Origin of the sequence: Brevibacterium sp. (assembly GCF_022712115.1) — a bacterium.
GTDB classification, from domain to species: Bacteria; Actinomycetota; Actinomycetes; order Actinomycetales; family Brevibacteriaceae; genus Brevibacterium; species Brevibacterium salitolerans.
In genome coordinates this window covers 1-22,978 of the sequence record NZ_JALAHB010000151.1, presented here as the reverse complement: position 1 = coordinate 22,978, position 22,978 = coordinate 1, and the positions used below count along the sequence as shown (strand labels likewise).

The following is a 22,978-nucleotide window of genomic DNA, read 5'->3' as shown; positions in this document are numbered from 1 at the left end:
GCTGTAGTCGGCCGGGCCGAGGGGCTGCGGATCGGACTGCGCGTCTGTCACTGTGTCTCTCCTCGAGGCGTCGCTGCAGCGGGACATGCCCTCATCGTGGCACACGGGCGGGCCCCGGGCGAGGCGTTCACCACGGCTTCACATCGGGCCCGCGCACGCCCGAACCCTGGCCGGAGTTCGACTCGGAGTAGCGCTCCTCGGACTCGCCCTGGCGCTTCCGCAGCTCCTCCAGCTTCTCGCTCTCGGCGCCGCCCTCACCGGGGCTCTCCTCGGATCCTCCTCCCGCGTCCTGGCCGCCCTCCTCGGAACCGCCGCCGGGCTCCGAGCCCTCGGCCTCCTCCTCGGGCGGTGCGTCCCCGTCACCCTCGCCGGAGCCCTCACCCGAGTCCTCGGAGGCCTGGTCCTCCTCCGGTTCGGCCTCCTCGGGGCTGTTCATCTCCTTCTGAGAGCCCTCCACGCGCTCCTGCTGCCCATCCATCTGCTGGTCCTGCTCGGAACCCTCCGGACGGCACTCCTCCGGGGCGTCCTCCAGCGTCGCGCGGGCCGCGTCGTAGCGGGAGTTCGCCCCGTCGGTGTCGCCCGAATCGCGGAGCGTGTCCGCCTGCTCCTCCTGCACGAGCGCGAGGTTCTGGCGGACCGCGCACTCGTCCGCCTCGGGGGTGAGTTCGAGCGCACGTCCCAGAGCGGCCTCGGCCTCGTCGAGCCTGCCGGCACCGGCGTGCGCGGTGCCCACCGCGAAGTGGCCCTTGTGCCGCTCCCACGGACTCAGCCGGAGGAACCTCTCGCCGGAGGCCTGTGCTGCGTCGAAGTCACCGCCGGCGTAGGCGGAGCGCGCGGCCTGCAGCTGCCAGTGGACCGTGCCGGAGAATCCGCCCGCCGCGAGGAGCACCACCACGACGGCGAGGAGCCCGAGGTGGCGGCGGAGAGCCCGCAGCACCCCGCCCGCTCCGCGGCGCACGCGTCCGGAGGCCTTCCCCGGGGTCTTCCCGGAGGCCTTCCCGGGGCCCACACTTCCCGCAGCGGCACCCGCGGCTCCGGCCTCGGACCCGGCGGTCGCCACCGGCGCTTCCGTCTGCGTCCCCTGCTCCGTGCCGTTCATCGGGTCCTCCTGACCGCGGGCCGTGCGAGCGGACCCAGCTTCCTGATCCCGCGTGCAGCGAGGAAGCCCTCCGCCGCGAGCCAGGCGGCGAGCGGGAGGAAGAGGATCCAGGTGAGCTCGGCGACCCCGGCGTCGGTCTCCTCCCGCTCCTCGACCAGACGTTCCGCGTCCGGGAACTCGAAGTCCGCCTCCGTCCCTGCGCTGCGGTGGACGAAGTCGGTGCCGAGCTCGCCGGCGATGCGCTGCAGCGCCGCGGGATCCGCGTGCGAGACGGCGGGCGCATCGGTCGCCGGGTCTCGGATGTAGGCGGGCTCGGCATCGCTCCAGTAGCTGGTCGTCTCCAGCATCCTGCCCCCGGCCTCCGTGCCGTAGCCGTACACGGCACCGCCGTCCACGAGGTCCGCGAGTTCCGCCATCGAGGCAGGCTCCGTGTCCGCCGTCTGCTCCCCGTCGCCCAGGTAGAAGAGGAGCCGGGCGTTCTCCGGACGGTCCTCGGCCGCCTTCTCCAGGCGGCCGCGGAGGTGCTCCAGCGGTTCGGTGATGGAGCTGCCGGAGGAGTACTGGGTGAGCTCCGGACGCAGCACCTCCAGCGCGGAGCGCACGGCGGCGTCGTCGGTGGTGAGCGGGACCACCGTCTGCGTCGTGGAGGCGAACGTGATGAGCGTGAAGCGCGCGTCCGGTGCCTGCTCCATGAGATGTGCGATGTCCTGGGCGACGCCGTCCAGCCGCGGCGAGTCCCCGTCCCAGTCCTCCGCGACCATCGAGGCCGTGGTGTCGACGGCGACGAAGACGTCCAGCGCCGCCTCGGCCCGTTCGGTCAGCGCCGGGACGGGGTGCCCCGGGCGCAGCAGTGCCAGTGCGAGGACGACGACCGCGCCCGCCCGCAGGGACCACTGCAGGCGGCGTCCGCGCGTGCGCACGGCCAGGAGGACGCATCCGCCCGCGACTGCGACGGTCAGCAGCGCCAGCACCGGCCACGGCAGCACGGGGGAGAGGACGAGGGAGTTCACAGCTTGAGCCTCCAGGCGCAGACCAGCAGGACGAGCACGCCCACGCCGGTGCCGATGAGCGGGACGAGGGGGCGGTCGTGGAACAGGGTGACGGAGCGGCCGTCCGTGAGTTCCGCCTCCGTCCGCTGCACGGAGCTCACGATCCTCTCCACTCCCGCCCCGTCCGACATCGAGTGCATCTCCCCACCCGTCTGCTGGGCCGCGCGCTCGAGCTCGTCGAGGGCGGAGGTGAAGTACCAGGAGTCGGGCGCGAGCGCGTACACGCGGACGCCGGCGGACTCGGCGATGCCGGCGGCCTCGTCGAGGCTGAAGAGCGGAGTGCCCGCGAGTTCGTTGTCGGTGGCGAGGACGATCGAGCGGCTGCGCTCCTCGTCCCGCCGGTCGAAGGCGTCGACGCAGCTCGTGAGCCCATCGCCGATGAGCGAGGAGCCCGGCACGGTCTCCGGCTGGGTCGCCATGAGGAAGTCCAGGCCGTCCGTGCCCCAGCTCGTGAGGCCCTCGTGGGCCTCGGCGAGGAAGTCCGCGGCCATGTCGTAGTCGTCGGTGAGGGGGAAGACGGTGACGGCGGTCGAGTTGAACACCGTCATGCCTATCCGCTCGCCGTCGAAGGACTCGACCATCGAGGCGTAGGCCTCGATGATCTCCGCGTCGTAGCCCAGCATGGAGCCGGAGGTGTCGAGGCAGAGCATGACGTCGCGCAGATGGCGTTTGGGGCTGATCGTCTCCTGCACCGTGGGCCGCGAGAGACCGGCAAGCGCGAAGGCACCGGTGAGCGCGGCGACCAGGAGGAGCGCGAGGGAGCCGAGGAGCGCACGGCGGCGCGCCCGCACATAGGCGGGCAGTGCGGTGAGGCGATGGAGGTAGGCCACGGGGGCACCGCCTCGGGCGCGGGAGGGGAGGAGGAACGCGAGGAGGACGCCCAGCAGCGCGAGGGCTCCCACCGTCACCGCCAGCCACAGGAGGGGGCGGATCACCACTGCGTGATCACCTCCCGGCTCAGGCGGAGCTCCCGGTCGATGCCGGCGGGCTCCTCACGGGCGAACTCCGCATCGTAGAGATGCGCGATCGCATCCGCGAGCGGGCCCACGCCCCGCTCGCGCATCTCGCGGACGGTCATGTGCTCCGTCCGCAGGCCCCAGGCGGCCCCGGCGAACTCCCGCAGCAGTGCGCTGAGCTCCTGTGCGGCCGTCCGCCCGGTGAGTTCGCCGGCCGCGGCGCGGGCCTCCACCTCGTCGAGGCGTGCGGCGTAGGTGGTGCGGACGTGTTCCGGCACCGGTCCCACCGCGGCGCGCGCGGCGCGGAGCCTGCGCATGAGCGGCAGGAACAGGAGGAGCACGGCGACGAGGACGAGGAAGACGGCGCCGGCGAGCCAGAAGTCGCTCGCGCCCAGGGGCGGCATGAGCTCAGCGGACACGGCGGTGCCTCTCCGCGAGGCGGTGGAAGGCGGGGACGGCCTCCCGAGTCGCGCCCACGGTCTCGTGCAGCGCACCGGCGGCCCGGAGGACGCGGTGCGCCTCCGCACGCCGCTGCTCCTCCGCCCGCGCGTACTCCGCACGCAGGTGCTCATCGACGGTGAGGGACTCCGGGACGGAGGCTCCGGCGGGGACGGCACGGCCGGTGGGGGCAGGCGCGCCCGCGGAGGCGGTGCCGCTGTGCATCGCGCCCGCAGGCCCCGCACCCGGATGCGGGGCGTTCCCGGAGAAGGCCGCGAGCGCGATGTCGAAGGGCCGCTGCTCCTCGGCCGCGAGCGCGAGCGGATCCGCCTCCGCGATCGTGATCCACAGGATCTCGTGATGGGCGGTGATGCGGCGCAGGAGGCGCAGGGCTCCCTCGTGCAGGTCGATCTCGTCGGAGACGACGACGAGGAGGTGCCGGCGGCGCAGGCGTGTGGACAGCCAGGCGAGGTGGTCGAGGACGGTGAGCGGGTCCGGTGCTCCCCGCTGCGCGAGGATGCGGCGGAGCAGGTGTTCGAGGCCGGCCTCGCTGGACTCCGGCCTGCTCAGGCGGGTCCGGCGCCCGTCGCCCGTGATGAGGCAGACCTCGTCGCCGCCGCGCACGGCGAACCAGCCGGCCAGCCCTGCGAGCAGGATCGCGAGGTCACGTTTGGACTCGCCCCCTGCGGCGAGCGCGTCCATCGTGGCGCCTGCCGCCACCACCAGGCCCAGGCGCAGGCGCCGGTGCTCCGCGTAGCGCTTGACGAGCGGGGCGCTGTGCCGGGCGGAGGCCTTCCAGTCGATGTCGCGGATCTCGTCACCGGGCACGTACTCGCGCAGGTCGTCGAACTCGAGGGACCGGCCGTGGAACACGGAGGAGCGGCCGCCGTCCAGCAGATTGGCGACCCGTCGGTGCGTGTGCAGGGTCAGCTGCGCGCGGATGCGGGGGAGGAGGGCCTGGCTCACAGGGTCCTCGCCTCGTTCCTGCGCGCAGGTGGGGGAGCGGAGAGGCCGGGCACCGGGCTCACGGGGTCCTCACCCTGCCCAGGATGTCCGCCACCAGGTGCGTGGCGGTGACGCCTTCCGCGATCGCCTCGAAGGTGAGCGCGATCCGGTGTCCCAGCACCCGGTGTGCGAGGTCCTTCACGTCCTCAGGGATGACGTAGTTGCGGCCGCGGATGAGCGCGAGCGCACGCGAGGCGCGGGTGAAGGCGATGGAGGCGCGCGGTGAGGCGCCGGCCTCGATGAGCGAGCCCTTGGGACCCAGCACCCGCTCCGCCGCACGGGTGGCCCAGACGAGTTCCACGATGTAGCGGCTGATCGCCGGGTCGATGTAGATGTGCCGTGCGGACTCCTGCATGGAGCGCAGCTCCTCCACCGTGCAGGCCGGGTCCGGGTGCGTCTCGAAGACGCCCGCGTCCATGCGGGTGAGGATCTCCAGCTCCTCCTCCGGCGTGGGGTAGGCGAGCAGGTCCTTGAGCATGAAGCGGTCCAGCTGCGCCTCCGGCAGTGGGTGGGTGCCCTCCTGCTCGATGGGGTTCTGCGTCGCCATGACGAGGAACGGGCTGGGCAGGTCGTAGCGGACTCCGCCGATCGTCGTCTGCCGCTCCTGCATCGCCTCCAGCATGGCCGACTGCGTCTTGGCGCTCGAGCGGTTGATCTCGTCCAGCAGCACGATGTGGGCGTGGACGGGGCCCAGCTTCGTCTCGAAGGTGTTGGCGGAGGAGTTGAAGATCTGGGTGCCGATGATGTCGCTGGGCAGGAGGTCCGGCGTGCACTGGATGCGGGCGAAGGAGGAGGAGACGGCGCCGGCGAGGCTGGCGGCAGCCGTGGTCTTCGCCAGCCCCGGGACGCTCTCCAGGAGCACGTGCCCCTCCGTGAGGAGGCCGATGAGCAGCGTCTCCTGCAACCGCTGCTGGCCCACCACGAACGTGTTCACGTAGGAGCGCACCCGGGCCAGCACCTCGGCGGCGGTGGTGATCTCGCGCGTGTCCGCGGGGGCGGGCTGGTGGCGTGCCATCTGTGTTCTCCTCCCGGCGGTGTGCCCGCCGCGCGTCCGTGTGCTGTGCACCACCGTATCGGCACCCGCGGACACGGGCGCGCGGGGAGTGTGGCGGTCCGGGAACACGCCCGGATGTGATGCTCGGCTCCTCTCTGAGAAATGCCTGTGCAGTGAGCCGCCGGCGGTGCCTGGGGACGACGGCGCGGGCCCCGGCGGGGGCGGAGCGCGCCTTCCCGCGGCAGCAGTGGGAAGGCGAACCACACGACTGTCGTTCCCACCCTGTGGAGAACCTCGCCGAGGCTGTGCACGGGGGTGTGCGCGACACGCCGACGGCAGGATTCACTGCGGGAATCACAATGGCGTAAGCACACGATGTGGGGGTACGCTTGTCTCCGGACACAACATCTAGTGGTTGGGCCGTCGAGGCCGGAACTCCCGCACGAACCGCGCGAACACCGCGGAGACGCACGGCGGAGGACCCCGGAACGGCTGCCGAGGAAGGTCGAGGAGCCCCATGATCACCGTCTACACGAAGCCCGCATGCATGCAGTGCAGCGCCACGTTCCGTGCGCTCGACGCCAAGGGCGTCGAGTACCGGAGCGTCGACCTCAGCGAGGACCCCGGTGCCCTCGACGTGGTCAAGGCGATGGGCTACATGCAGGCACCCGTCGTGGTGACGGACAATGACCACTGGTCCGGCTTCCGCCCGGACAAGATCGGTGCTCTCGGCGCTGAGGCGAGCACCGCGGCGACAGTGGCCTGAGAGTGTGACGGGCCCGTGCTCGTCGTCTACTACTCGAGTCCGTCGGAGTACACGCACCGCTTCGCGGCGAAGCTGCACCACCCGGTGCGGCGGCTGCCGCTGCTGACGAAGGACGAGATGCCCGTCGTGGACGAGCCCTTCGTCCTCATCACACCCACCTACGGCGCCGGCCCCCACCGGGGGTCGGTGCCCAAGCAGGTCATCAAGTTCCTCAACATCAAGGCCAACCGTGAGCGCCTGCGGGGCGTGATCGGGGCCGGGAACACCAACTTCGGAGAGAACTACTGCCGCGCGGCGGACATCGTGTCCGCCAAGTGCGGTGTGCCCGTTCTCTACCGCTTCGAGCTCCTCGGCATGCCGGGGGACGCGGAGAACGTAGACAAGGGATTGGACGAACTGTGTCAAGCATCAGCGCCGCACGCGACGTAGAGGCCGTCATCCGTGAGGAGACGGACCTCGATTACCACGCGCTCAATGCCATGCTCAACCTCTACGATGCGGACGGCCGCATCCAGTTCGAGCGGGACAAGCAGGCCGCGCGTCAGTACTTCCTGCAGCACGTGAACAACAACACCGTCTTCTTCCACGACCTCAAGGAGAAGCTGGACTACCTCGTCGAGCACGACTACTACGAGCGTGAGGTGCTGGACCAGTACTCCTTCGAGTTCATCAAGGGCCTCTCGCAGCTGGCCTACGAGAAGAAGTTCCGCTTCCAGACCTTCCTGGGCGCCTTCAAGTACTACACCTCCTACACGCTCAAGACCTTCGACGGGAAGCGCTACCTGGAGCGGTTCGAGGACCGTGTGGTCATGGTGGCGCTGTTCCTGGCGCGCGGCGACGAGAAGCTCGCGACGCGGCTGGTGGAGGAGATCATCTCCGGCCGCTTCCAGCCGGCCACGCCCACCTTCCTCAACGCGGGGAAGAAGCAGCGCGGCGAGCTCGTCTCGTGCTTCCTGCTGCGGATCGAGGACAACATGGAGTCGATCGGCCGGTCCATCAACTCCGCCCTCCAGCTGTCCAAGCGCGGCGGCGGCGTGGCGTTCTCGCTCTCCAACATCCGCGAGCACGGCGCTCCCATCAAGAAGATCGAGAACCAGTCCTCCGGCGTCATCCCCGTCATGAAGCTGCTCGAGGACTCCTTCTCCTACGCCAACCAGCTGGGTGCGCGCCAGGGCGCAGGTGCGGTGTACCTGCACGCCCACCACCCGGACATCAACCGCTTCCTCGACACCAAGCGGGAGAACGCGGACGAGAAGATCCGCATCAAGACCCTCTCCCTGGGCGTCGTCATCCCGGACATCACGTTCGAGCTGGCCAAGCGCAAGGAGGACATGTACCTCTTCAGCCCGTACGACGTGGAGCGCGTCTACGGGGTGCCGTTCACGGAGATCTCCGTGACGGAGAAGTACTACGAGATGGTCGACGATGCGCGGATCCGCAAGACGAAGATCGACGCGCGCGAGTTCTTCCAGACGCTGGCGGAGATCCAGTTCGAGTCCGGCTACCCGTACATCATGTTCGAGGACACCGTGAACCGGGCCAACCCGATCGACGGCAAGGTCACGATGTCCAACCTGTGCTCGGAGATCCTGCAGGTCTCGGAGCCCAGCCGCTATGACGCGGACCTGGGCTACGAGACCGTGGGCAAGGACATCTCCTGCAACCTGGGCTCGCTCAACATCGCCCTCACGATGGACTCCGAGGACCTGGGGGCGACGGTGGAGACGGCGATCCGGGGCCTGACCGCGGTCTCGGAGACCTCGGACATCGACTCCGTGCCCTCCATCGCCCGCGGCAACGACATGAGCCACGCGGTGGGGCTGGGACAGATGAACCTGCACGGCTACCTCGCCCGCGAGCACATCCACTACGGCTCCGAGGAAGGGCTGGACTTCACGAACATGTACTTCTACACGGTCGCCTATCACGCGGTGCGCGCGTCGATGGAGATCGCGAAGGAGCGCGGGCGCACGTTCGCCGGCTTCGAGAAGTCCAAGTACGCCTCGGGCGAGTACTTCGACAAGTACACGGAGCAGGAGTGGAAGCCGCGCACGGAGCGCGTGGCGCAGCTGTTCGCGGACGCCGGTGTGCACATCCCCACGCAGGAGGATTGGGAGCAGCTGCGTGCGGACGTCGCCGAGCACGGCATCTACAACCAGAACCTGCAGGCGGTGCCGCCCACCGGTTCGATCTCCTACATCAACCACTCGACCTCGTCGATCCACCCGGTGGCCTCGAAGATCGAGATCCGCAAGGAGGGCAAGATCGGGCGCGTCTACTACCCGGCGCCCTTCATGACGAACGAGAACCTGGAGTACTACCAGGACGCGTACGAGATCGGCTACGAGAAGATCATCGACACCTACGCGGAGGCCACGCAGCACGTGGACCAGGGCCTCTCGCTCACGCTGTTCTTCAAGGACACCGCGACGACCCGCGACATCAACAAGGCGCAGATCTACGCGTGGCGGAAGGGCATCAAGACCCTGTACTACATCCGCCTGCGGCAGCTTGCGCTGGCCGGGACCGAGGTCGACGGCTGCGTGTCCTGCATGCTCTGACCGTTCCCCGCACACTCGTCCGCCTCCGGGCGGGCGGGTGTGTCCGCGCATCCGAGTACGCTGGCACTGCCGGTGCGGCGGCACGGCGCATGGAGCCGGCGCCGCCCGCGCTCCCACCCTTCGCAAGAGGAAGTCTGTAGAGGAAGCAATGACTGAGAAGCTCTCGCTCGTCTCCCATGTCGACGCGATCAACTGGAACCGGATCCAGGACGATGTGGACCTCGAGGTGTGGGATCGCCTCACCGCCAACTTCTGGCTGCCGGAGAAGGTCCCGCTGTCCAACGACGTGCCCTCCTGGTCGACGCTCACGGAGGAGGAGAAGACGCTGACCATGCGCGTCTTCACGGGGCTGACCCTGCTGGACACCATCCAGGGGACGGTGGGCGCCGTCTCGCTCATCCCTGATGCGCTCACGCCGCACGAGGAGGCCGTGTACACCAACATCGCGTTCATGGAGTCCGTGCACGCGAAGTCGTACTCCTCGATCTTCTCCACCCTGAGCTCGACCAAGGAGATCGACGAGGCGTTCCGCTGGTCCACGGAGAACCAGAACCTGCAGCGCAAGGCGGAGATCATCCTCTCCTACTACCACGGGGACGATCCGCTCAAGCGCAAGGTCGCCTCGACGCTGCTGGAGTCCTTCCTCTTCTACTCCGGCTTCTACCTGCCCATGTACTGGTCCTCGCGGGCCAAGCTCACGAACACCGCGGACCTCATCCGCCTCATCATCCGTGACGAGGCCGTGCACGGCTACTACATCGGCTACAAGTACCAGCGCGGCCTGGAGCAGGTGGACGAGGCGCGGCGTGAGGAGCTCAAGGAGTACACGTTCAACCTGCTCTTCGAGCTGTACGAGAACGAGGTGCAGTACACTCACGATCTCTACGACGGCGTGGGGCTGAGCGAGGACGTGAAGAAGTTCCTCCACTACAACGCGAACAAGGCGCTCATGAACCTGGGCTACGAGCCCATGTTCCCGCGCGAGGTCACGGACGTGCACCCGGCGATCCTGTCCGCGCTCTCGCCCAACAGCGACGAGAACCACGACTTCTTCTCCGGCTCCGGCTCGTCCTACGTGATCGGCAAGGCGGAGAACACCGAGGACGAGGACTGGAACTTCTGAGATGGAGACACTAAAGCTTTGAGCGGTCTTCCATGGCAGTGGAAGACCGCTCAAATCCAGACCAGGGCCGGTCTGCTGCTTACGCAAAGCATCAGCCACGGTACTTCAGGATCGTTGGCAACCCACAACGTGGGTGCCTCCTGCTGGTCTGAGTACACAGTAAGGAGGTCACGATGAGTGACCAGATTTTCGCCCAGGCGAACGGACGTAGACGAGCGGCCAGTATCGTGAAGTCGGCCCTCGGGGCGGGTCTGCCGGCCCAGAGATCACGTCAGTAGCGGGCAAGCCGTTGCGCCCGAGCTCGGGGCCCGGGCGAGGATACGTGCTTGTTGATCCAACACAGCACGCTCAGCGCTGATGTGAGGCGAAGTTCAGTCTCGTGACGCTGTAGGAGTGCAGGGGTGTGCTGCGAATGTCCGCAGCACACCCCTGGACTGTGTATGCCCCCGGGCCAGGCGTGCGGTTGCCCAATAGAGCTTCTGCAGTCCGGCAGGTGGTGTCGGGTCAGCCCGACCAAAGTCGTTTGGTGTCAGACGCGTGATCCCTGCTTGAGGGTTTGGCTGGGGAGCTGAAGCGCTGTACTTCTGCGGGGTCGGCTCTTGTGGATGTATGACGAGCGTCTTACACTCGAAGTATGGTCGATGTCGAATGGGTTCCCGAGGCCATTGCTCACATGTGGGAGCGGCGCGGGGTCACATCGGAGGAGGCCATGGAAGCGATCAACGATCCTCACGCATTACTGAGGTCTCCTGATCCGGCAAGTCGTTCGGGCCGGTCCGACCGCTATGTCGGATGGAGCAGGGCACGCCAAGAGGTGCTCGTCGTGATCGTCGTCAGGTCCGGCGGGCGACTCTACGGGGGCAACGCCTGGACTGCGAACAATGGGTATCTGAAGCTCTATGAGGAAGGGCGGGACGATGAACGAACCGATCCCGGCTGAGGTCCGTGAGGCGATCCGTGCTGAGCTGGAAGCTGATGCCGCTGAGTACCGTGACCACGTGCCAGAGGGAGAATGGACCAAACCCAACAATGGTGCCTCTGCATCGTTGACTTTGAGGATCCCGCAAGAGGTGTTGGGAGCCTTGCAGGTGCAGGCCACAGCAGATGGAGTGTCTGTGTCGTCGCTGGTGCGGCGTTTCATCACGGACGGGCTGTCGGAGCTGCGGGACGATGACCTTCGGACTGCTTTGGACCGGTTGGAACATGACGTGGCGGCAGTGAAAGCCCGCGTGCTCGCAAGCTGACGCGTTTGAACTCCGCAGCCTCGCCCGGAAAAGGCCGGTGCCTCTGCAGGGGTGATGTCATCCCTGCAGAGGCACCGGCCGTCGACTTCGCTCAGGCTGAGTAACTGACCCCGCTCACGCCGAGCCGCTGACCTCGCTCAGGCCACGGAGTCGCTCTGCGCAGGGGCCTTCGTCGTCAGGCTCTGCGTGAGCTTCCGGAGGGCGACGATGCCGGCGTCGCGCTCCAGCACCAGATCGCGGTGCGAACGCTCACCGCTCGCGGTCTGGCAGCCGTCCACGGTGGCGTTGCGGAGCTGCTCGGTGAGCTCCGGCGCGGTCAGCCGGGTCCACGGCGACTTCAGCGAGGGGCCGAAGTGGTCGAGCATGTGCGCCATCCCGCCTTCGCCGCCGGCGAGGTGGAAGGTGAGCATCGGGCCGTGGAACGGCCAGCGGAGGCCCGGACCATCAGTGATGGAGCGGTCGATCTGGTCGACGGTGGCCTCGCCGTTGTCGATCATGTGCAGCGCCTCCCGCCACAGGGCCTCCTGGAGCCTGTTGGCGATGAAGCCGGGCACCTCCCGGTCCATCCGGATGACGGACTTGCCGATGAAGGTGTAGAAGTCCGCGGCCCAGGTGACGGCCTCGGGCGCGGTCTTCTCGCCCCCGACCACCTCGACCAGCGGGATGAGGTAGGGCGGGTTGAACGGGTGCCCCACGACGAAGCGGTCGCCGCCGGTCACCTCCGTCGCCATCTCCGTCATGCTGTAGCCGGAGGTGGAGGAGGCGATGACGACATCGGGGGCGCACACGCTGTCGAGATCCGCGAACAGCCTGCGCTTGAGCTCCAGATCCTCCGGTGCGGACTCCTGCACGAAGTCCACGCCCTCCACGGCCTCGGCGAGGTCCGTGTGCACGGTCCAGGCGTCCTTGTCCGCGCCGTCGAGCAGATCGAGCTCCCGGAGCGCGGGCCATGCGTTGTCGATGAGCCGCGTGAGCCGCTCGCCGGCCTCGGGGGAGGGGTCCCAGACCTTCACGGTGTAGCCGCGGGCCAGGAAGTAGGCGGCCCAGCCTCCGCCGATGGTGCCCGCGCCCACGCAGGCGATGGTCCTGACGTCCTCGACGTTCCCGCGGCGGCTCACTTGGCGGCTCCTTCCAGGGCCGGTGCCTGCACCTTGAGGTTGAGGATCTCGCGGGCCTCGTCCGGAGTCGCGACCGAGGCGCCCAGCCCCTCGATGATGCCGACCGCGCGGTCCGTGAGCGCGGCATTGGTCGCCTTGACGCCCTTGGACAGGTAGAGGTTGTCCTCGAGGCCCACGCGGGCGTGCCCGCCGGCGAGCACGGACTGCGCCACCCACGGCAGCTGATCGCGGCCGATGGCGAACGAGGTGAACTCCGCGCCCTCGGGCAGGAGGTGCACCATCGCCTGCAGCAGGCCGGCGTCCACCGGTGCGCCGTAGGGGATGCCCATGCACAGCTGGTACAGCGGCGGCGGATCGATGAGTCCCTCGGAGACCATGACGTTGGCGAACCACAGGTTGCCGGTGTCGAAGATCTCGAGCTCCGGCCGCACGCCCAGCTCCTGGATCCGGGCGGCGCCCTCACGCAGCATGTCCGGCGTGGAGACGTAGAGGTTCGAGCCCTCTCCGAAGTTGAGCGAACCGCAGTCGAGCGTGCAGATCTCCGGCAGGAGCTCCTCCACGTGGGGGAGGCGGTCGAGGCCGCTGACCAGGTCCGTGCCCGGAAGATGCGTGGTGGGGTCGTGGGGGTCGATCACGAGGTCGCCGCCCATCCCGGCGGTGAGGTTGATGACGGGATCGACGTCCGAGGCCTGGATGAGGCGGACCACCTCACGGTAGTAGGCGACCTCGCGCGATCCGAGTTTGGTCTCGAGATCCCGGACGTGGATGTGCACGACCGAGGCCCCGGCCCGCGCGGCGGCGATCGCGTCTGCTGCGATCTCCTCCGGGGTGACGGGGACGAATTCGCTCTTGCCCGTGGTGTCACCGGCTCCGGTGACAGCGCAGGTGAGAACGACCTTCCGATTCATGGGTGCTCCTCAGGGTGTGGGGGTGTGAGGGACGTGTGACTGTGAGCGGGAGTTCCGCTCGGTTCAGCTCGACTCGGCGGGGCGGATGACGGAACGCGCCACGTACCCGCGGAGCCGGTGCTGGAATGTGGGGGCATCGAGCACTCCGGTGAGGAGTTTGATGCCGAGACCGTCGAGCACGGAGGTGAGCTCGTCGGCCATGGCCCGGCTGTCGCCGTCGCGGAACGCGCCGGTGCGCTGCCCCGCCTCGATCGTGGCGCGCACCGTCTGGGACCAGCGCGCGTAGAGCGAGACGTACTCCGGGTCCGGCTCCTCGGCCAGGGCCAGCCGGTTCCAGGTCTGGAGCCAGATGGACCACTCCGAGGGGCCGCTGGGGCCGGTGGGCGACTGCATCTCGAGCAGCCGGTCGAGACGGGCGGAGGGGTCGCGCACGTCCGAGAGCCAGGCGATCTGGCGGTCGAACGCGAGCTTGACCGAATAGCGCAGTGCGGCGGTGATGAGCTCGTCCTTGCCGGCGAAGTGGTAGTGGACGCCGGCCGCGGAGATTCCCGCCGCCTCCGCGATGTCCGCGATCCTCACCGCCTCGAAACCGTGCCGGGAGAAGAGCTCCCACGCCGCTTCGACGATGGATCTGCGCCGCACCGCCTGCTCGCCGGTCTCCCCGGCATCGTCGTCAGGTGCCTCGCCGCCTGCCGCGCCGAGGCGCAGGTGCGGCGGCGCGACGGAGACCTCGTCGGCGTTGCCGAGCAGCCACTGCGCCGTCACACCGGTCGCGGTGGCGAGTGCGAGGACCTCGTCGGCGGAGAAGCGACGGTGGCCGGAGAGCGACTTGGACAGTTTGGTCTCGTCCAGGCCCATCGCACGCGCCACCCGGCGCTGCGACATGCCGCTGGCCTGAATCGCCTGCCGGGCGCGGTCGGCGGTCCCGGCGGGGTTCTCTGCAACGGCCATGCTCCGAGCCTACGCGCGGTTTTCCACACATCGCAAGCCCTGCTGGCAATGAGTCAGTGGGATCGCAAACCGTGCCCCGCCCTATTCCCGCGTCCTCCTGCTCAGCTGCGCGGCGCCCACTCCGCACAGCACCACTGCGATGCCCACGGCCTGCACCGCGGTGACGGTCTCCCCGAACAGCGCCATCGCCTCGAGCGCGGCCAGCGGGGGAGCGGTGAGCACGAGCACGGAGACGAACACCGGACCGCGAGTGCGGGTGAGATGGACCATGAGGAGCATCCCCGTCAGGGAGATGCCGGCGACGGACCAGGCCAGTGCCAGCCCCAGGGTCCCGCTCCATGCGGGCCACGGGTCCCGCAGCGCTGCGGAGACGACCGCGGCGACCACTGCGCCGCCGGTGGTCTGCCAGGCGACGGCGGGCAGCAGGGCGGTCCTGCGCACCCGTGTCTGTGCCAGCACGCCCAGCGTGAGCACCGTGACCGAGGCGATCCCGAGTCCCAGCGTCGTCGCGGTGATGCCGCCGCCCCCTCCGGACCGCAGCGCCGGCAGGAGCACCAGGGCGATGCCGCCGAGCGAGAGAACCACTCCCGCCAGCACCGCCCGGCCGGGCACCCTCCGGGCGGCGAGGGCCGTCACCACGAGCGCGAGCACCGGCTGCCAGCCGCCCAGCAGCGTCATGACGGCCACAGGCAGTCCCTGTGCCACTGCGGCGTATCCCAGACAGAGGTAGGCGCCGTTGAGGAGCGCGCCCACCCCCACGTGGCGTGCGGCCTCCCGCAGCCGCGGCATTCGCTGCCGCAGCAGGAGGCAGAGCAGGAAGAGCGCCACTGCTGCGAGCGAGAACCGCAGGAACAGGAACATGGTCGGTGCGGCAGCACCCTCGATGAAGCGGGCGACCACGAAGCCCGTCGACCAGATGAGCGCATAGGCGCAGGCGAACAGGATCGTCATGCCATGACTCTACGGCCCTCGCAGAGGCGTGCCGGTGTCTGCGGACCGACGCACCGCCCGCTCACGCGCGGTGTGGTCCCTTCCGTGTTCCGCTCCGGGGACCGTGCACTACTGTGGAGGCGCTCGACCGGAGGAGTGTCCCCGGGGAGCATGGCGAACCGAAGAGGAGGAACCCGTGACCGGAGCGCAGCGCAGCGATGCCGGAGCCGTCCCCGTCATCCTGCTCACCGGATTCCTGGGTGCCGGCAAGACGAGCCTGCTCAACCATCTTCTGCGGCACCCTGACGCCCGGGTGGGCGTCGTCGTCAACGACTTCGGCGACCTCAACGTGGACGCGGGCATGGTCGCCGGACAGGTGAATGAGCCGGTCTCCATCGCCGGCGGCTGCATCTGCTGCCTCAGTGACACGAGTGCGCTCGAGGACGCCCTCGCACAACTGGCCAGGCCGCGCCTCGCTCTCGACGCGATCATCGTGGAGGCGAGCGGCTTCGCCGAGCCCCTCACCCTCGCACGCATGGTGAGCCGGTGGGGCCGCCACCGCTTCCACCTCGCCGGGGTCGTCGACGTGGTGGACGCCCTCATGCACGCCGCGACGGTGGACACCGCGGAGGCCGCGCCCGTCCGCTACGCGGCCACGACGCTGGTGGTGGTCAACAAGCTCGATCAGGTGCCCGCTGCGGAGCGCGAGGCGACGGTGGAGGCGGTGCGCGCACGGGTGCACTCGCGCAATCCGCGCGCGCTGGTCACCGGCACGGCCTTCGGCCGCCTCGATCCGCTGCTCCTCATGGACCCGGGCGCACGCAGCGCGGACATCGCCGCGGGCGAGGGAGAGCCCGCACCCGAGGCCCAGGGCGAGCTGCCGGTCTGGGACCTCCTGCGCGAGGCCTACGAGGAGAGGGACCGCGCCGCGCTGGAGGGGATCGACGACTCTGCGATCCCGCACAGGCACGCGCTCTCCGTCACTGTGCGCTCACCGGGCTGCGCGGATGCCGGAGCGGTGCTGGACCTGCTCGAGGACCTGCCGCCGGGGGTGTACCGGGTGAAGGGGACGCTCGCCGTGCAGGAGCGGGGCCGGCCGCGCGTGTACGGCGTGCAGGCGGTGGGACCCACCGTCTACGTCTCCCGGAGCGCGCCTGTGCTGGCAGAGCCTCCCGCACCCGAGGCCGGCGAATGTTCTGAAGGTTCTGCGAGCGTCCCCGTGCTGACGGAGCCTCCCGCGCCCGAGGCCGGCGAGGGATCCGAAGGCCCGGAGAGCGTCCTCGTGGTGATCGGTGAGTCCTTCGACGAGACTGCGGTGCGTGCGCGCGTGGAGGAGGCGCTCGCAGCGGTCCCCGCGGACGGCAGGGGCATCGAGCGCCTGCACCGGTATGTGCGCCTGCACAGCTGACTGTGCGGCGGCCGCCTGCGGGCCACGCGGCGTTTCCGCACGCGTGACGGCGCCATCCCGCTCAGGGACGGCAGAGGGCCCGGGCGGAACACCTGTTCCTCTCCCGGGCCCTCACGCGCGCGAGCGCACTCAGACGAGCACGTGGGAACCCGCCTTCGCCTCGGCGTACTGCTCCGCCAGGCGCGCGATGAGGACGCGTGCGGACTCGGACTCGCTGATGGTGCCGATGCCCTGCCCGGAGCCCCAGATCTCCTTCCAGGCCTTGGGCTTCTTCGCATCCCGGTCCGAGCCGAAGGTCATCGCGGAGGGATCCGAGACCGGGAGGTCGTCCGGGTCGAGACCGGCGCGGGCGATCGACCCCCGCAGGTAGTTGCCGTGCACACCGGTGAAGAGGTTGGAGTAGACGATGTCCGAGGCGGAGGACTCCACGACCATGGTGCGGTACTCGTCCGCGACGTTCGCCTCCGGCGTGCTGAGGAACGCCGAACCCACGTAGCCGAAGTCCGCCCCCATCACCTGTGCGGCGAGGATCGAGCGGCCGTGGGCGAGCGCGCCGGAGAGCGCCAGCGGGCCGTCGAACCATTCGCGGATCTCCTGGACCAGCGCGAACGGCGAGAGCGCGCCCGCGTGCCCGCCCGCACCGGCGGCCACTGCGATGAGGCCGTCGGCGCCCTTCTCCACCGCCTTGTGGGCGAAGCGGTTGTTGATGACGTCGTGGAGCACGACGCCGCCGTAGCTGTGCACGGCCGCGTTGACGTCCTCGCGGGCTCCGAGCGAGGTGATGACGATCGGCACCTTGTGGTCGACGACGACGCCGAGGTCGTGCTCGAGGCGGTCGTTCGTCTTGTGCACGATGAGGTTGGTCGCCAGCGGACCCACGGGCTGTTCCGGGTGGGCCCGCGCGAATGCCTCGTTCTCCTCCGTGATCTCCGCCAGCCAGTCCGTGAGCTGCTCCTTGGGCCGGGCGTTGAGCGTGGGGAAGGACCCCACGATCCCCGACTGGCACTGGGCCTTGATGAGCTCGGGCCCGGAGGCGATGAACATGGGGGAGGCGATGACGGGCACGCTCAGCGGACGAGCGAGGGCCTCGGGCAGCGACATGGTTCTCCTTGTGCGTCGACTGTGACGGAATGCATCCACCCTAGCGCGTTGTCGAACGATCGAACAGCAGCACCCGCGCTCACCGGCGGGCCGGACCGCACGGGCGGCGAGTGCGGACACAGGAGCGGCCGCGCCCGTCCGCGCGCGTGAGCGGCGGACACAGGCGCGGCCGGCCCCGCACCGCGGAGCAGCTCAGCTGTCCGTGAAGTGCGGATCCCGCTTCTCGATGAATGCCGCCATTCCCTCGGACTGGTCCGCGGTGGCGAGCGAGGAGTGGAAGAGCCGGCGCTCGTAGCGCAGACCCTGCTCCAGCGTGGTCTCGAAGGCGGCGTTGACGGCCTCCTTCACCATGCCGGCGGCGATGAGGGACTTCGCCGCGATCGTCTCCGCGATCTCCCGTGCGGTGGCGGCGAGCTCGTCATGGGGAACCACGCGGGCCACGAGGCCGGCGCGCTCGGCCTCCTCCGCATCCATCATGCGGCCCGTGAGGCAGAGATCCATCGCCTTGGCCTTGCCCACGGCACGGGTGAGCCGCTGTGATCCGCCCATGCCGGGCAGGACGCCGAGGTTGATCTCCGGCTGGCCGAACTTCGCCTTCTCCGAGGCGATGAGGATGTCGCCCATCATGGCCAGCTCGCAGCCGCCCCCCAGGGCGAAGCCGTTGACGGCGGTGATGATCGGCTTCGACACCGCGGTGAGCCGGTTCCAGCCGGCGAACCAGTTGCGGCGGTAGGCCACGGAGAAGTCGAGCGTGGACATCTCCTTGATGTCCGCCCCGGCGGCGAACGCCCGGTCCTGCCCCGTCAGCACGATGACGCGGATGTCGTCGTCGGCGTCCGCGGCCTCGGCGGCGGCGGTGACGTCCTCGAGCACCTGCAGGTTGAGGGCGTTGAGCGCCTTCGGCCGGTTGAGGGTGAGGGTGGCGATGCCGTCGCTCACCTCGACGAGGATCGTCTCGAACTCGGTCTGCGCAAGCGCGCCGTGCGGCACTGCCGTGCGTGCGGCCGCGCCGCTGTCTGCCTGTGTCATGCGAACACCTTCCGATCGGTGACGGCTCCCACCACTGCGGTGACCGTCGCGGGGTCGAGCTCCTCCAGAGAGGCGGGATTCCACTGCGGGTTCCGGTCCTTGTCGATCACCTGCGCGCGGATCCCCTCGCGCAGGTCCGGGTGCCGGCCGATCTCCAGCCCTGCCGCGAGATCGCGCTCGAGGACCTGGTCGAGCGTCATGTCCTCCGCCGTGCGCACCATCTCGAAGGTGACGGCGACGGACAGGGGCGACTTGGTGCGGATGAGAGCCGCGGCCTCCTGGGCCCGGGGGGAGGGATGGGCGGCGAGCGCCTCCACCGTCTCCAGGGCCGTGCCCCGGTCGTAGGTCTCCGCGATCCACTCCTCGTCCGGGGAGAGCTGGGAGTCCGGAGGTACTACGGCGAAGCCTGCGACGACCGAGTCCACGTCCGCCGGGTCCGCGGCGAGGGCCTCGAACAGCGCCGGCAGCTGCTCCTGCGGCACGAAGGTGTCCGCGAGCCCGTAGCGGATCGCGTCCGCCGGGCCCACGGGCTCCCCGGTGAGTGCGAGGTGCATGCCGGCGCGCAGCGGCACCCGGGCGAGCAGCCAGGTGCCGCCGACATCCGGGAACAGTCCGATCCCGGTCTCCGGCATCCCCACCTTCGAGGTCTCCGTGACGATCCGGTGGGAGCCGTAGGCGGCCACGCCCACTCCGCCGCCCATCGTGAAGCCGTCCATGATCGCGACGAAGGGCTTGGGATAGTTCGCGATGGTGTGGTTCATCCTGTACTCGCGACGCCAGAACTCCTCCGCCTCGCCGGAGCCGGAGACGAGGGAGCGGTGGATGGCCTTGATGTCACCGCCGGCGCACAGCCCGCGCTCGCCGCGGCCGGTGAGGAGGACGGCGGAGACGGAGTCGTCCCCGCGCCATTCCTCCAGCGCGGCTGCGATCGCGTCAATCATGTCCGTGGACAGGGCGTTGATGGCCCGGGGCTTGTTGAGCTCGATCCGGGCGAGCCCGCCTGAGACCGAGGTGAGGACTGCCGCGTCGTCGGCTCCCGCTGTCATACTCATCCCACTCCTGTGCTCCTGCGCGAGATGATCACGCGCATGATCTCGTTGGTTCCCTCGAGGATCTGGTGGACGCGGAGGTCCCGGACCAGCTTCTCCACTCCGTACTCTGCCAGATAGCCGTAGCCGCCGAAGATCTGCAGCGCCCGGTTGGCGACCTCGAAGCCGGTGTCCGTGGCGGTGAGCTTGCCCATCGCGGAGAGCAGCGTGGTGTGCGGGTCCTCCGCGTCGTAGGCCGAGGCGGCCCGCCACAGGAGCGACCGCGCGGCCTCCAGCTTCGCCTGGAGATCGGCGACCTCGAAGCGCAGCGCCTGGAACCCGGTGAGATCCTGACCGAAGGCCTGGCGCTCGCCCATGTACATGATCGCCTTCTCCAGCGCCGACTGTGCGCCGCCGAGCGAGGCCGCCCCGATGTTGAGGCGCCCGCCGTCCAGCCCGCTCATCGCGATCTTGAAGCCCTGGCCCTCGGAACCGATCATGTTCTCCGCCGGCACGCGCACGTTCTCCATGAAGACCTGCCGTGTGGGCTGCGCCTTCCAGCCCATCTTCTTCTCGTTCGCGCCGAAGGAGAGTCCCTCCGTCCCCGCCTCGACGACGAAGGCGGAGATGCCGCGGGCGCCGTCCTGCCCCGTGCGCGCCATGACGAGGTAGAGGTCCGAGGAGCCGGCGCCGGAGATGAACTGCTTGACGCCGTTGAGCACGTAGAAGTCCCCGTCGCGGCGCGCGGAGGTCTTCAGCGCCGCGGCGTCCGACCCGGCGTTGGGCTCCGTGAGGCAGTAGCTGGAGAGCATCTCGAAGCCGGCCAGCGGTACGAGCCAGCGCTGCTTCTGCTCCTCCGTCGCGAAGAGCTCCAGGCACTTCGCGACCATGTTGTGGATGGAGATGTAGCTGGCGACTGCGGGGCATCCCGTGGCCAGCGCCTCGAACACGAGGACGGCGTCCATGCGCCCCAGTCCGGCCCCGCCGTACTCCTCGTCGATGTAGATGCCGCCCATGCCCAGTTCCGCGGTCATCCGGATGGTCTCGACGGGGAAGCGGCTCTCCGCGTCCCAGTCGAGGGCGTGAGGGGCGAGTTCCGAGTCCGCGAACTCCCTGCACATGGAGAACAGCTCCCGCTGCTCCTCGGAGAGTCCGAACGGGATGACCGATGCCGTGCTGTGCGACATGCCTGAGCCTCCGAAGTCCTGTGGTGCCCGCCGTGCGGCGGGCGCTGCGGACCCGCCCCGATCCGGGGCAGGTGCGTGCGGCGGCGGGTGTGGTGCCGGCCACGCGCACTCTCAATCGTACGCAGAATTGCTAGGACGTCCAACTATCTGGCCGAGGAGGCCGGGATCCTGCCGCGGCAGGCGGCGCGGGGCAGAACCCGGAGCGGCGCGAGCGGGGTGCGCGCGAGGCCGGCCGGTGCACGGGTCCGAGGGCGGGTCCGCGCGCCCGGTGTGCGGGAGCGCTCAGCCTTCGGCGACCGGGCCCTCGAGCGCGGTGCGCAGCTCGCTGAGCCGGTCCAGCAGCTCACGGGCCGAGGCTGCGGGCAGACCCGGGTCCGCGAAGACTGCGGCGTTGAGGGCGCGGGTCGCCGTGGCGACGAGCTCCCTCCCGGTCTCGGTGATGACGACGAGGGTGGTGCGGCCGTCGCCGGGATGCGGGGTGCGCCGCGCCAGTCCGGCCCTCTCGAGCCGGTCGACGGAGTTCGTCGTGGAGGTCGCGTGCACCTGCAGGCGCTTGGTGATCTTGTTCATCGGCAGGCTGCCGCGCCGGGAGAACTGCAGGAGGGCCAGCACCTCGTAGCGGGAGAAGGTCAGCGACAGCGGGCGCAGCACCTGATCGACGCGCGCGAGGAACAGCTGGTGGATGCGCATCACGGAGATGACGAGGCTCATGCCGTCGGCCTCCTGCTCCCAGCCGTGTGCGATCCATTGCCGGCGTGATTCCTCGATGGGGTCGAACGATGCGCTCATCAGTGCTCCTGTGTCGAGGTCCGGTGCGCTGCCGTCGCCCGTGGGTGCGGCGTGCGGGGGATTGGCACGAGTGTATAGACGGTGGCAGGATCCGTGGGCATGTGCGGTCGTCTCAACACCTCCCTCGACCCCGCCGACCTGGCGGACGAACTCGGCGCGTCCCTGGTGCCGCATGCGTTCTCCGAGAGGTACAACGTGCCGCCGGGTTCCACGATCCCGATCCTCGTCGACAGACCGGATGCGGGAGGCGTGATCGAGCGTCGGCTGGAGCCGGCTCGTTGGGGGCTCGTTCCCGGCTGGGCCAAAGATCTCAGAGCCGGGTTCCGTGCGTTCAACGCACGTGCCGAGACGGCGGCGGTCAAGCCGACGTTCCGTGCCGCGTTCGGCGCTCGCCGGTGCGTGGTCCCGGTCCGCGGCTACTACGAGTGGGAGGTGCGGGCGACGGGTTCGACCGGTGGAGGTACAGCCGATGCTCCGGGTCGAGGCTCCACGCCGGAGAAGACGCCCTGGCTCATGGAGTCCGCCGCGCACCCTCTCCTGCTTATGGCGGGCCTGTTCGAGTTCCGCAGACTCTCGGCGGAGGAGCAGGAGGCAGCCGGTGCGGATCCCGCCGCCGCCAGCGGATGGCTCGTCTCCGCCACCGTGCTCACCACGGAGGCGCGCGGTCACCTGCGCGAGGTGCACGACCGCATGCCCGTCATGCTCACGCGGACGCAGATGGACGAGTGGCTCGCACCGGAGCGGGGCAGCGCCGAGGCCGGCGCCCTGCTCTCCGCGGTGATCGCCGGGTTCGACCCGGCCGCCGTGGTGCGCAGGACCGTGAGCCCGGCGGTGGGCAACGTGCGCAACGACGGGCCGGAGCTGGTGGAGCCTCAGGGGTGAGGGACCGGCCGACCATGCGGCCGGGACGGCAGTCGGAGAGTCGCGCCGCGGCGCAGGGGAGAGGACGCTGCTCCGGTGTGGGATGCAGGTCACGGGGTTCTGAGTTGCCTGCCCGGGCCGCCTCGGTCTAGAGTTACATCTCGTTGCCCCGGCCAGAGCGCACAGCGCGGGACGGGACAGCGACCGGGAAGTGAATACCCCACGGACTGACGGCGAGTCGGTTTGCGGATGCGAAGGCTTCACGGTAATCTAGTTCAGCGCTCCGTCTGGTCGGAGTGGTTCACCAATCTTTGAGGGTCATGGCCGTGTGGTTGTGGGTAGTAGGGGTTTGTGTGTCTGTTCTTTGAGAACTCAATAGCGTGTTCATACATTTTTGTAGCTTTTTATGATGCCAGTTTATTTGATTGATGAG

Annotated in this window: 23 protein-coding genes; 8 read left to right on the top strand and 15 right to left on the bottom strand. The window is 69.4% G+C overall.

Annotated features, from left to right (window positions below; genetic code table 11):
- Positions 1 to 127 precede the first annotated feature (127 nt).
- From Q0A33_RS08700 to Q0A33_RS08675, 6 genes are read right to left on the bottom strand one after another with little or no spacing between them, the layout of a single operon-like run.
- Positions 128 to 1,099 (bottom strand): tetratricopeptide repeat protein, encoded by a 972-nt coding sequence (locus Q0A33_RS08700; protein WP_291795164.1) that lies wholly within the window; start codon positions 1,097 to 1,099, stop codon positions 128 to 130.
- Positions 1,096 to 2,109 (bottom strand): VWA domain-containing protein, encoded by a 1,014-nt coding sequence (locus Q0A33_RS08695; RefSeq protein WP_291795162.1) that lies wholly within the window; start codon positions 2,107 to 2,109, stop codon positions 1,096 to 1,098. The genes Q0A33_RS08700 and Q0A33_RS08695 overlap by 4 nt, the downstream gene beginning before the upstream one ends.
- Positions 2,106 to 3,083, bottom strand: a complete 978-nt coding sequence (locus Q0A33_RS08690) for a VWA domain-containing protein (protein ID WP_291795160.1) — start codon at positions 3,081 to 3,083, stop codon at positions 2,106 to 2,108. Before Q0A33_RS08690 ends, Q0A33_RS08695 begins: the two co-directional genes overlap by 4 nt.
- Positions 3,080 to 3,523: a c-type cytochrome biogenesis protein CcmI gene (gene ccmI, locus Q0A33_RS08685; RefSeq protein WP_291795158.1), complete on the bottom strand. Its 444-nt coding sequence runs from the start codon at positions 3,521 to 3,523 to the stop codon at positions 3,080 to 3,082. The genes Q0A33_RS08690 and ccmI overlap by 4 nt, the downstream gene beginning before the upstream one ends.
- Positions 3,513 to 4,508, bottom strand: a complete 996-nt coding sequence (locus Q0A33_RS08680; RefSeq protein WP_291795156.1) for a DUF58 domain-containing protein — start codon at positions 4,506 to 4,508, stop codon at positions 3,513 to 3,515. The genes ccmI and Q0A33_RS08680 overlap by 11 nt, the downstream gene beginning before the upstream one ends.
- 58 nt (positions 4,509 to 4,566) lie before the next feature.
- The gene (locus Q0A33_RS08675) at positions 4,567 to 5,562 is read right to left on the bottom strand and encodes a MoxR family ATPase (RefSeq protein WP_291795154.1); all 996 of its coding nucleotides are present in this window, start codon (positions 5,560 to 5,562) and stop codon (positions 4,567 to 4,569) included.
- A gap of 496 nt (positions 5,563 to 6,058) precedes the next feature.
- Between Q0A33_RS08675 and nrdH the strand changes: the two genes are divergently transcribed.
- The 6 genes from nrdH (at position 6,059) to Q0A33_RS08645 (ending at position 11,235) form a co-directional block, all read left to right on the top strand.
- Entirely contained in the window at positions 6,059 to 6,307 is a 249-nt protein-coding gene (gene nrdH / locus Q0A33_RS08670) for a glutaredoxin-like protein NrdH (RefSeq protein WP_291795152.1), read from the top strand.
- A gap of 15 nt (positions 6,308 to 6,322) precedes the next feature.
- Positions 6,323 to 6,736 carry a class Ib ribonucleoside-diphosphate reductase assembly flavoprotein NrdI gene (gene nrdI / locus Q0A33_RS08665; protein ID WP_291795150.1) on the top strand — a complete coding sequence of 138 codons (414 nt, stop codon included), beginning with the start codon at positions 6,323 to 6,325 and terminating at the stop codon, positions 6,734 to 6,736.
- A complete protein-coding gene (gene nrdE / locus Q0A33_RS08660; protein WP_291795148.1) occupies positions 6,706 to 8,868 on the top strand; it encodes a class 1b ribonucleoside-diphosphate reductase subunit alpha in 2,163 nt (720 codons plus the stop codon). Before nrdI ends, nrdE begins: the two co-directional genes overlap by 31 nt.
- Positions 8,869 to 9,016: 148 nt before the next feature.
- Positions 9,017 to 9,991, top strand: a complete 975-nt coding sequence (gene nrdF / locus Q0A33_RS08655; RefSeq protein ID WP_291795146.1) for a class 1b ribonucleoside-diphosphate reductase subunit beta — start codon at positions 9,017 to 9,019, stop codon at positions 9,989 to 9,991.
- A gap of 634 nt (positions 9,992 to 10,625) precedes the next feature.
- Complete coding sequence (locus Q0A33_RS08650) at positions 10,626 to 10,931, top strand: hypothetical protein (RefSeq protein ID WP_291795144.1); 306 nt, start codon at positions 10,626 to 10,628, stop codon at positions 10,929 to 10,931.
- Positions 10,909 to 11,235 carry a hypothetical protein gene (locus Q0A33_RS08645; protein WP_291795142.1) on the top strand — a complete coding sequence of 109 codons (327 nt, stop codon included), beginning with the start codon at positions 10,909 to 10,911 and terminating at the stop codon, positions 11,233 to 11,235. The genes Q0A33_RS08650 and Q0A33_RS08645 overlap by 23 nt, the downstream gene beginning before the upstream one ends.
- 137 nt (positions 11,236 to 11,372) lie before the next feature.
- On the opposite strand, the gene Q0A33_RS08640 is transcribed toward Q0A33_RS08645, so the two are convergent.
- From Q0A33_RS08640 to Q0A33_RS08625, 4 genes are all read right to left on the bottom strand, one after another.
- Positions 11,373 to 12,353 (bottom strand): 3-hydroxyacyl-CoA dehydrogenase NAD-binding domain-containing protein, encoded by a 981-nt coding sequence (locus Q0A33_RS08640; RefSeq protein WP_291795140.1) that lies wholly within the window; start codon positions 12,351 to 12,353, stop codon positions 11,373 to 11,375.
- A complete protein-coding gene (locus tag Q0A33_RS08635; protein WP_291795138.1) occupies positions 12,350 to 13,261 on the bottom strand; it encodes a 3-keto-5-aminohexanoate cleavage protein in 912 nt (303 codons plus the stop codon). Before Q0A33_RS08635 ends, Q0A33_RS08640 begins: the two co-directional genes overlap by 4 nt.
- 63 nt (positions 13,262 to 13,324) lie before the next feature.
- A complete protein-coding gene (locus Q0A33_RS08630) occupies positions 13,325 to 14,212 on the bottom strand; it encodes a TetR family transcriptional regulator (RefSeq protein WP_291795136.1) in 888 nt (295 codons plus the stop codon).
- Between the two features lie 81 nt (positions 14,213 to 14,293).
- Positions 14,294 to 15,163, bottom strand: a complete 870-nt coding sequence (locus Q0A33_RS08625) for a DMT family transporter (protein WP_291795134.1) — start codon at positions 15,161 to 15,163, stop codon at positions 14,294 to 14,296.
- Positions 15,164 to 15,338: 175 nt separating this feature from the next.
- Between Q0A33_RS08625 and Q0A33_RS08620 the strand changes: the two genes are divergently transcribed.
- On the top strand, positions 15,339 to 16,550 hold the full coding sequence (locus Q0A33_RS08620; protein WP_291795132.1) for a CobW family GTP-binding protein: 1,212 nt from the start codon (positions 15,339 to 15,341) through the stop codon (positions 16,548 to 16,550).
- Positions 16,551 to 16,679: 129 nt separating this feature from the next.
- Here the strand turns inward: Q0A33_RS08620 and Q0A33_RS08615 are convergent, their stop codons facing one another.
- The 5 genes from Q0A33_RS08615 to Q0A33_RS08595 form a co-directional block, all read right to left on the bottom strand.
- Positions 16,680 to 17,651: a nitronate monooxygenase family protein gene (locus Q0A33_RS08615; protein ID WP_291795131.1), complete on the bottom strand. Its 972-nt coding sequence runs from the start codon at positions 17,649 to 17,651 to the stop codon at positions 16,680 to 16,682.
- A 192-nt stretch (positions 17,652 to 17,843) separates the two neighbouring features.
- A complete protein-coding gene (locus Q0A33_RS08610) occupies positions 17,844 to 18,680 on the bottom strand; it encodes an enoyl-CoA hydratase (protein ID WP_291795129.1) in 837 nt (278 codons plus the stop codon).
- On the bottom strand, positions 18,677 to 19,726 hold the full coding sequence (locus tag Q0A33_RS08605) for an enoyl-CoA hydratase/isomerase family protein (protein ID WP_291795127.1): 1,050 nt from the start codon (positions 19,724 to 19,726) through the stop codon (positions 18,677 to 18,679). Before Q0A33_RS08605 ends, Q0A33_RS08610 begins: the two co-directional genes overlap by 4 nt.
- A gap of 2 nt (positions 19,727 to 19,728) precedes the next feature.
- Complete coding sequence (locus tag Q0A33_RS08600; RefSeq protein ID WP_291795126.1) at positions 19,729 to 20,895, bottom strand: acyl-CoA dehydrogenase family protein; 1,167 nt, start codon at positions 20,893 to 20,895, stop codon at positions 19,729 to 19,731.
- A 282-nt stretch (positions 20,896 to 21,177) separates the two neighbouring features.
- On the bottom strand, positions 21,178 to 21,684 hold the full coding sequence (locus Q0A33_RS08595) for a MarR family transcriptional regulator (RefSeq protein WP_291795125.1): 507 nt from the start codon (positions 21,682 to 21,684) through the stop codon (positions 21,178 to 21,180).
- An 81-nt stretch (positions 21,685 to 21,765) separates the two neighbouring features.
- Between Q0A33_RS08595 and Q0A33_RS08590 the strand changes: the two genes are divergently transcribed.
- The gene (locus Q0A33_RS08590) at positions 21,766 to 22,566 is read left to right on the top strand and encodes an SOS response-associated peptidase (RefSeq protein ID WP_291795124.1); all 801 of its coding nucleotides are present in this window, start codon (positions 21,766 to 21,768) and stop codon (positions 22,564 to 22,566) included.
- Positions 22,567 to 22,978 lie beyond the last annotated feature (412 nt).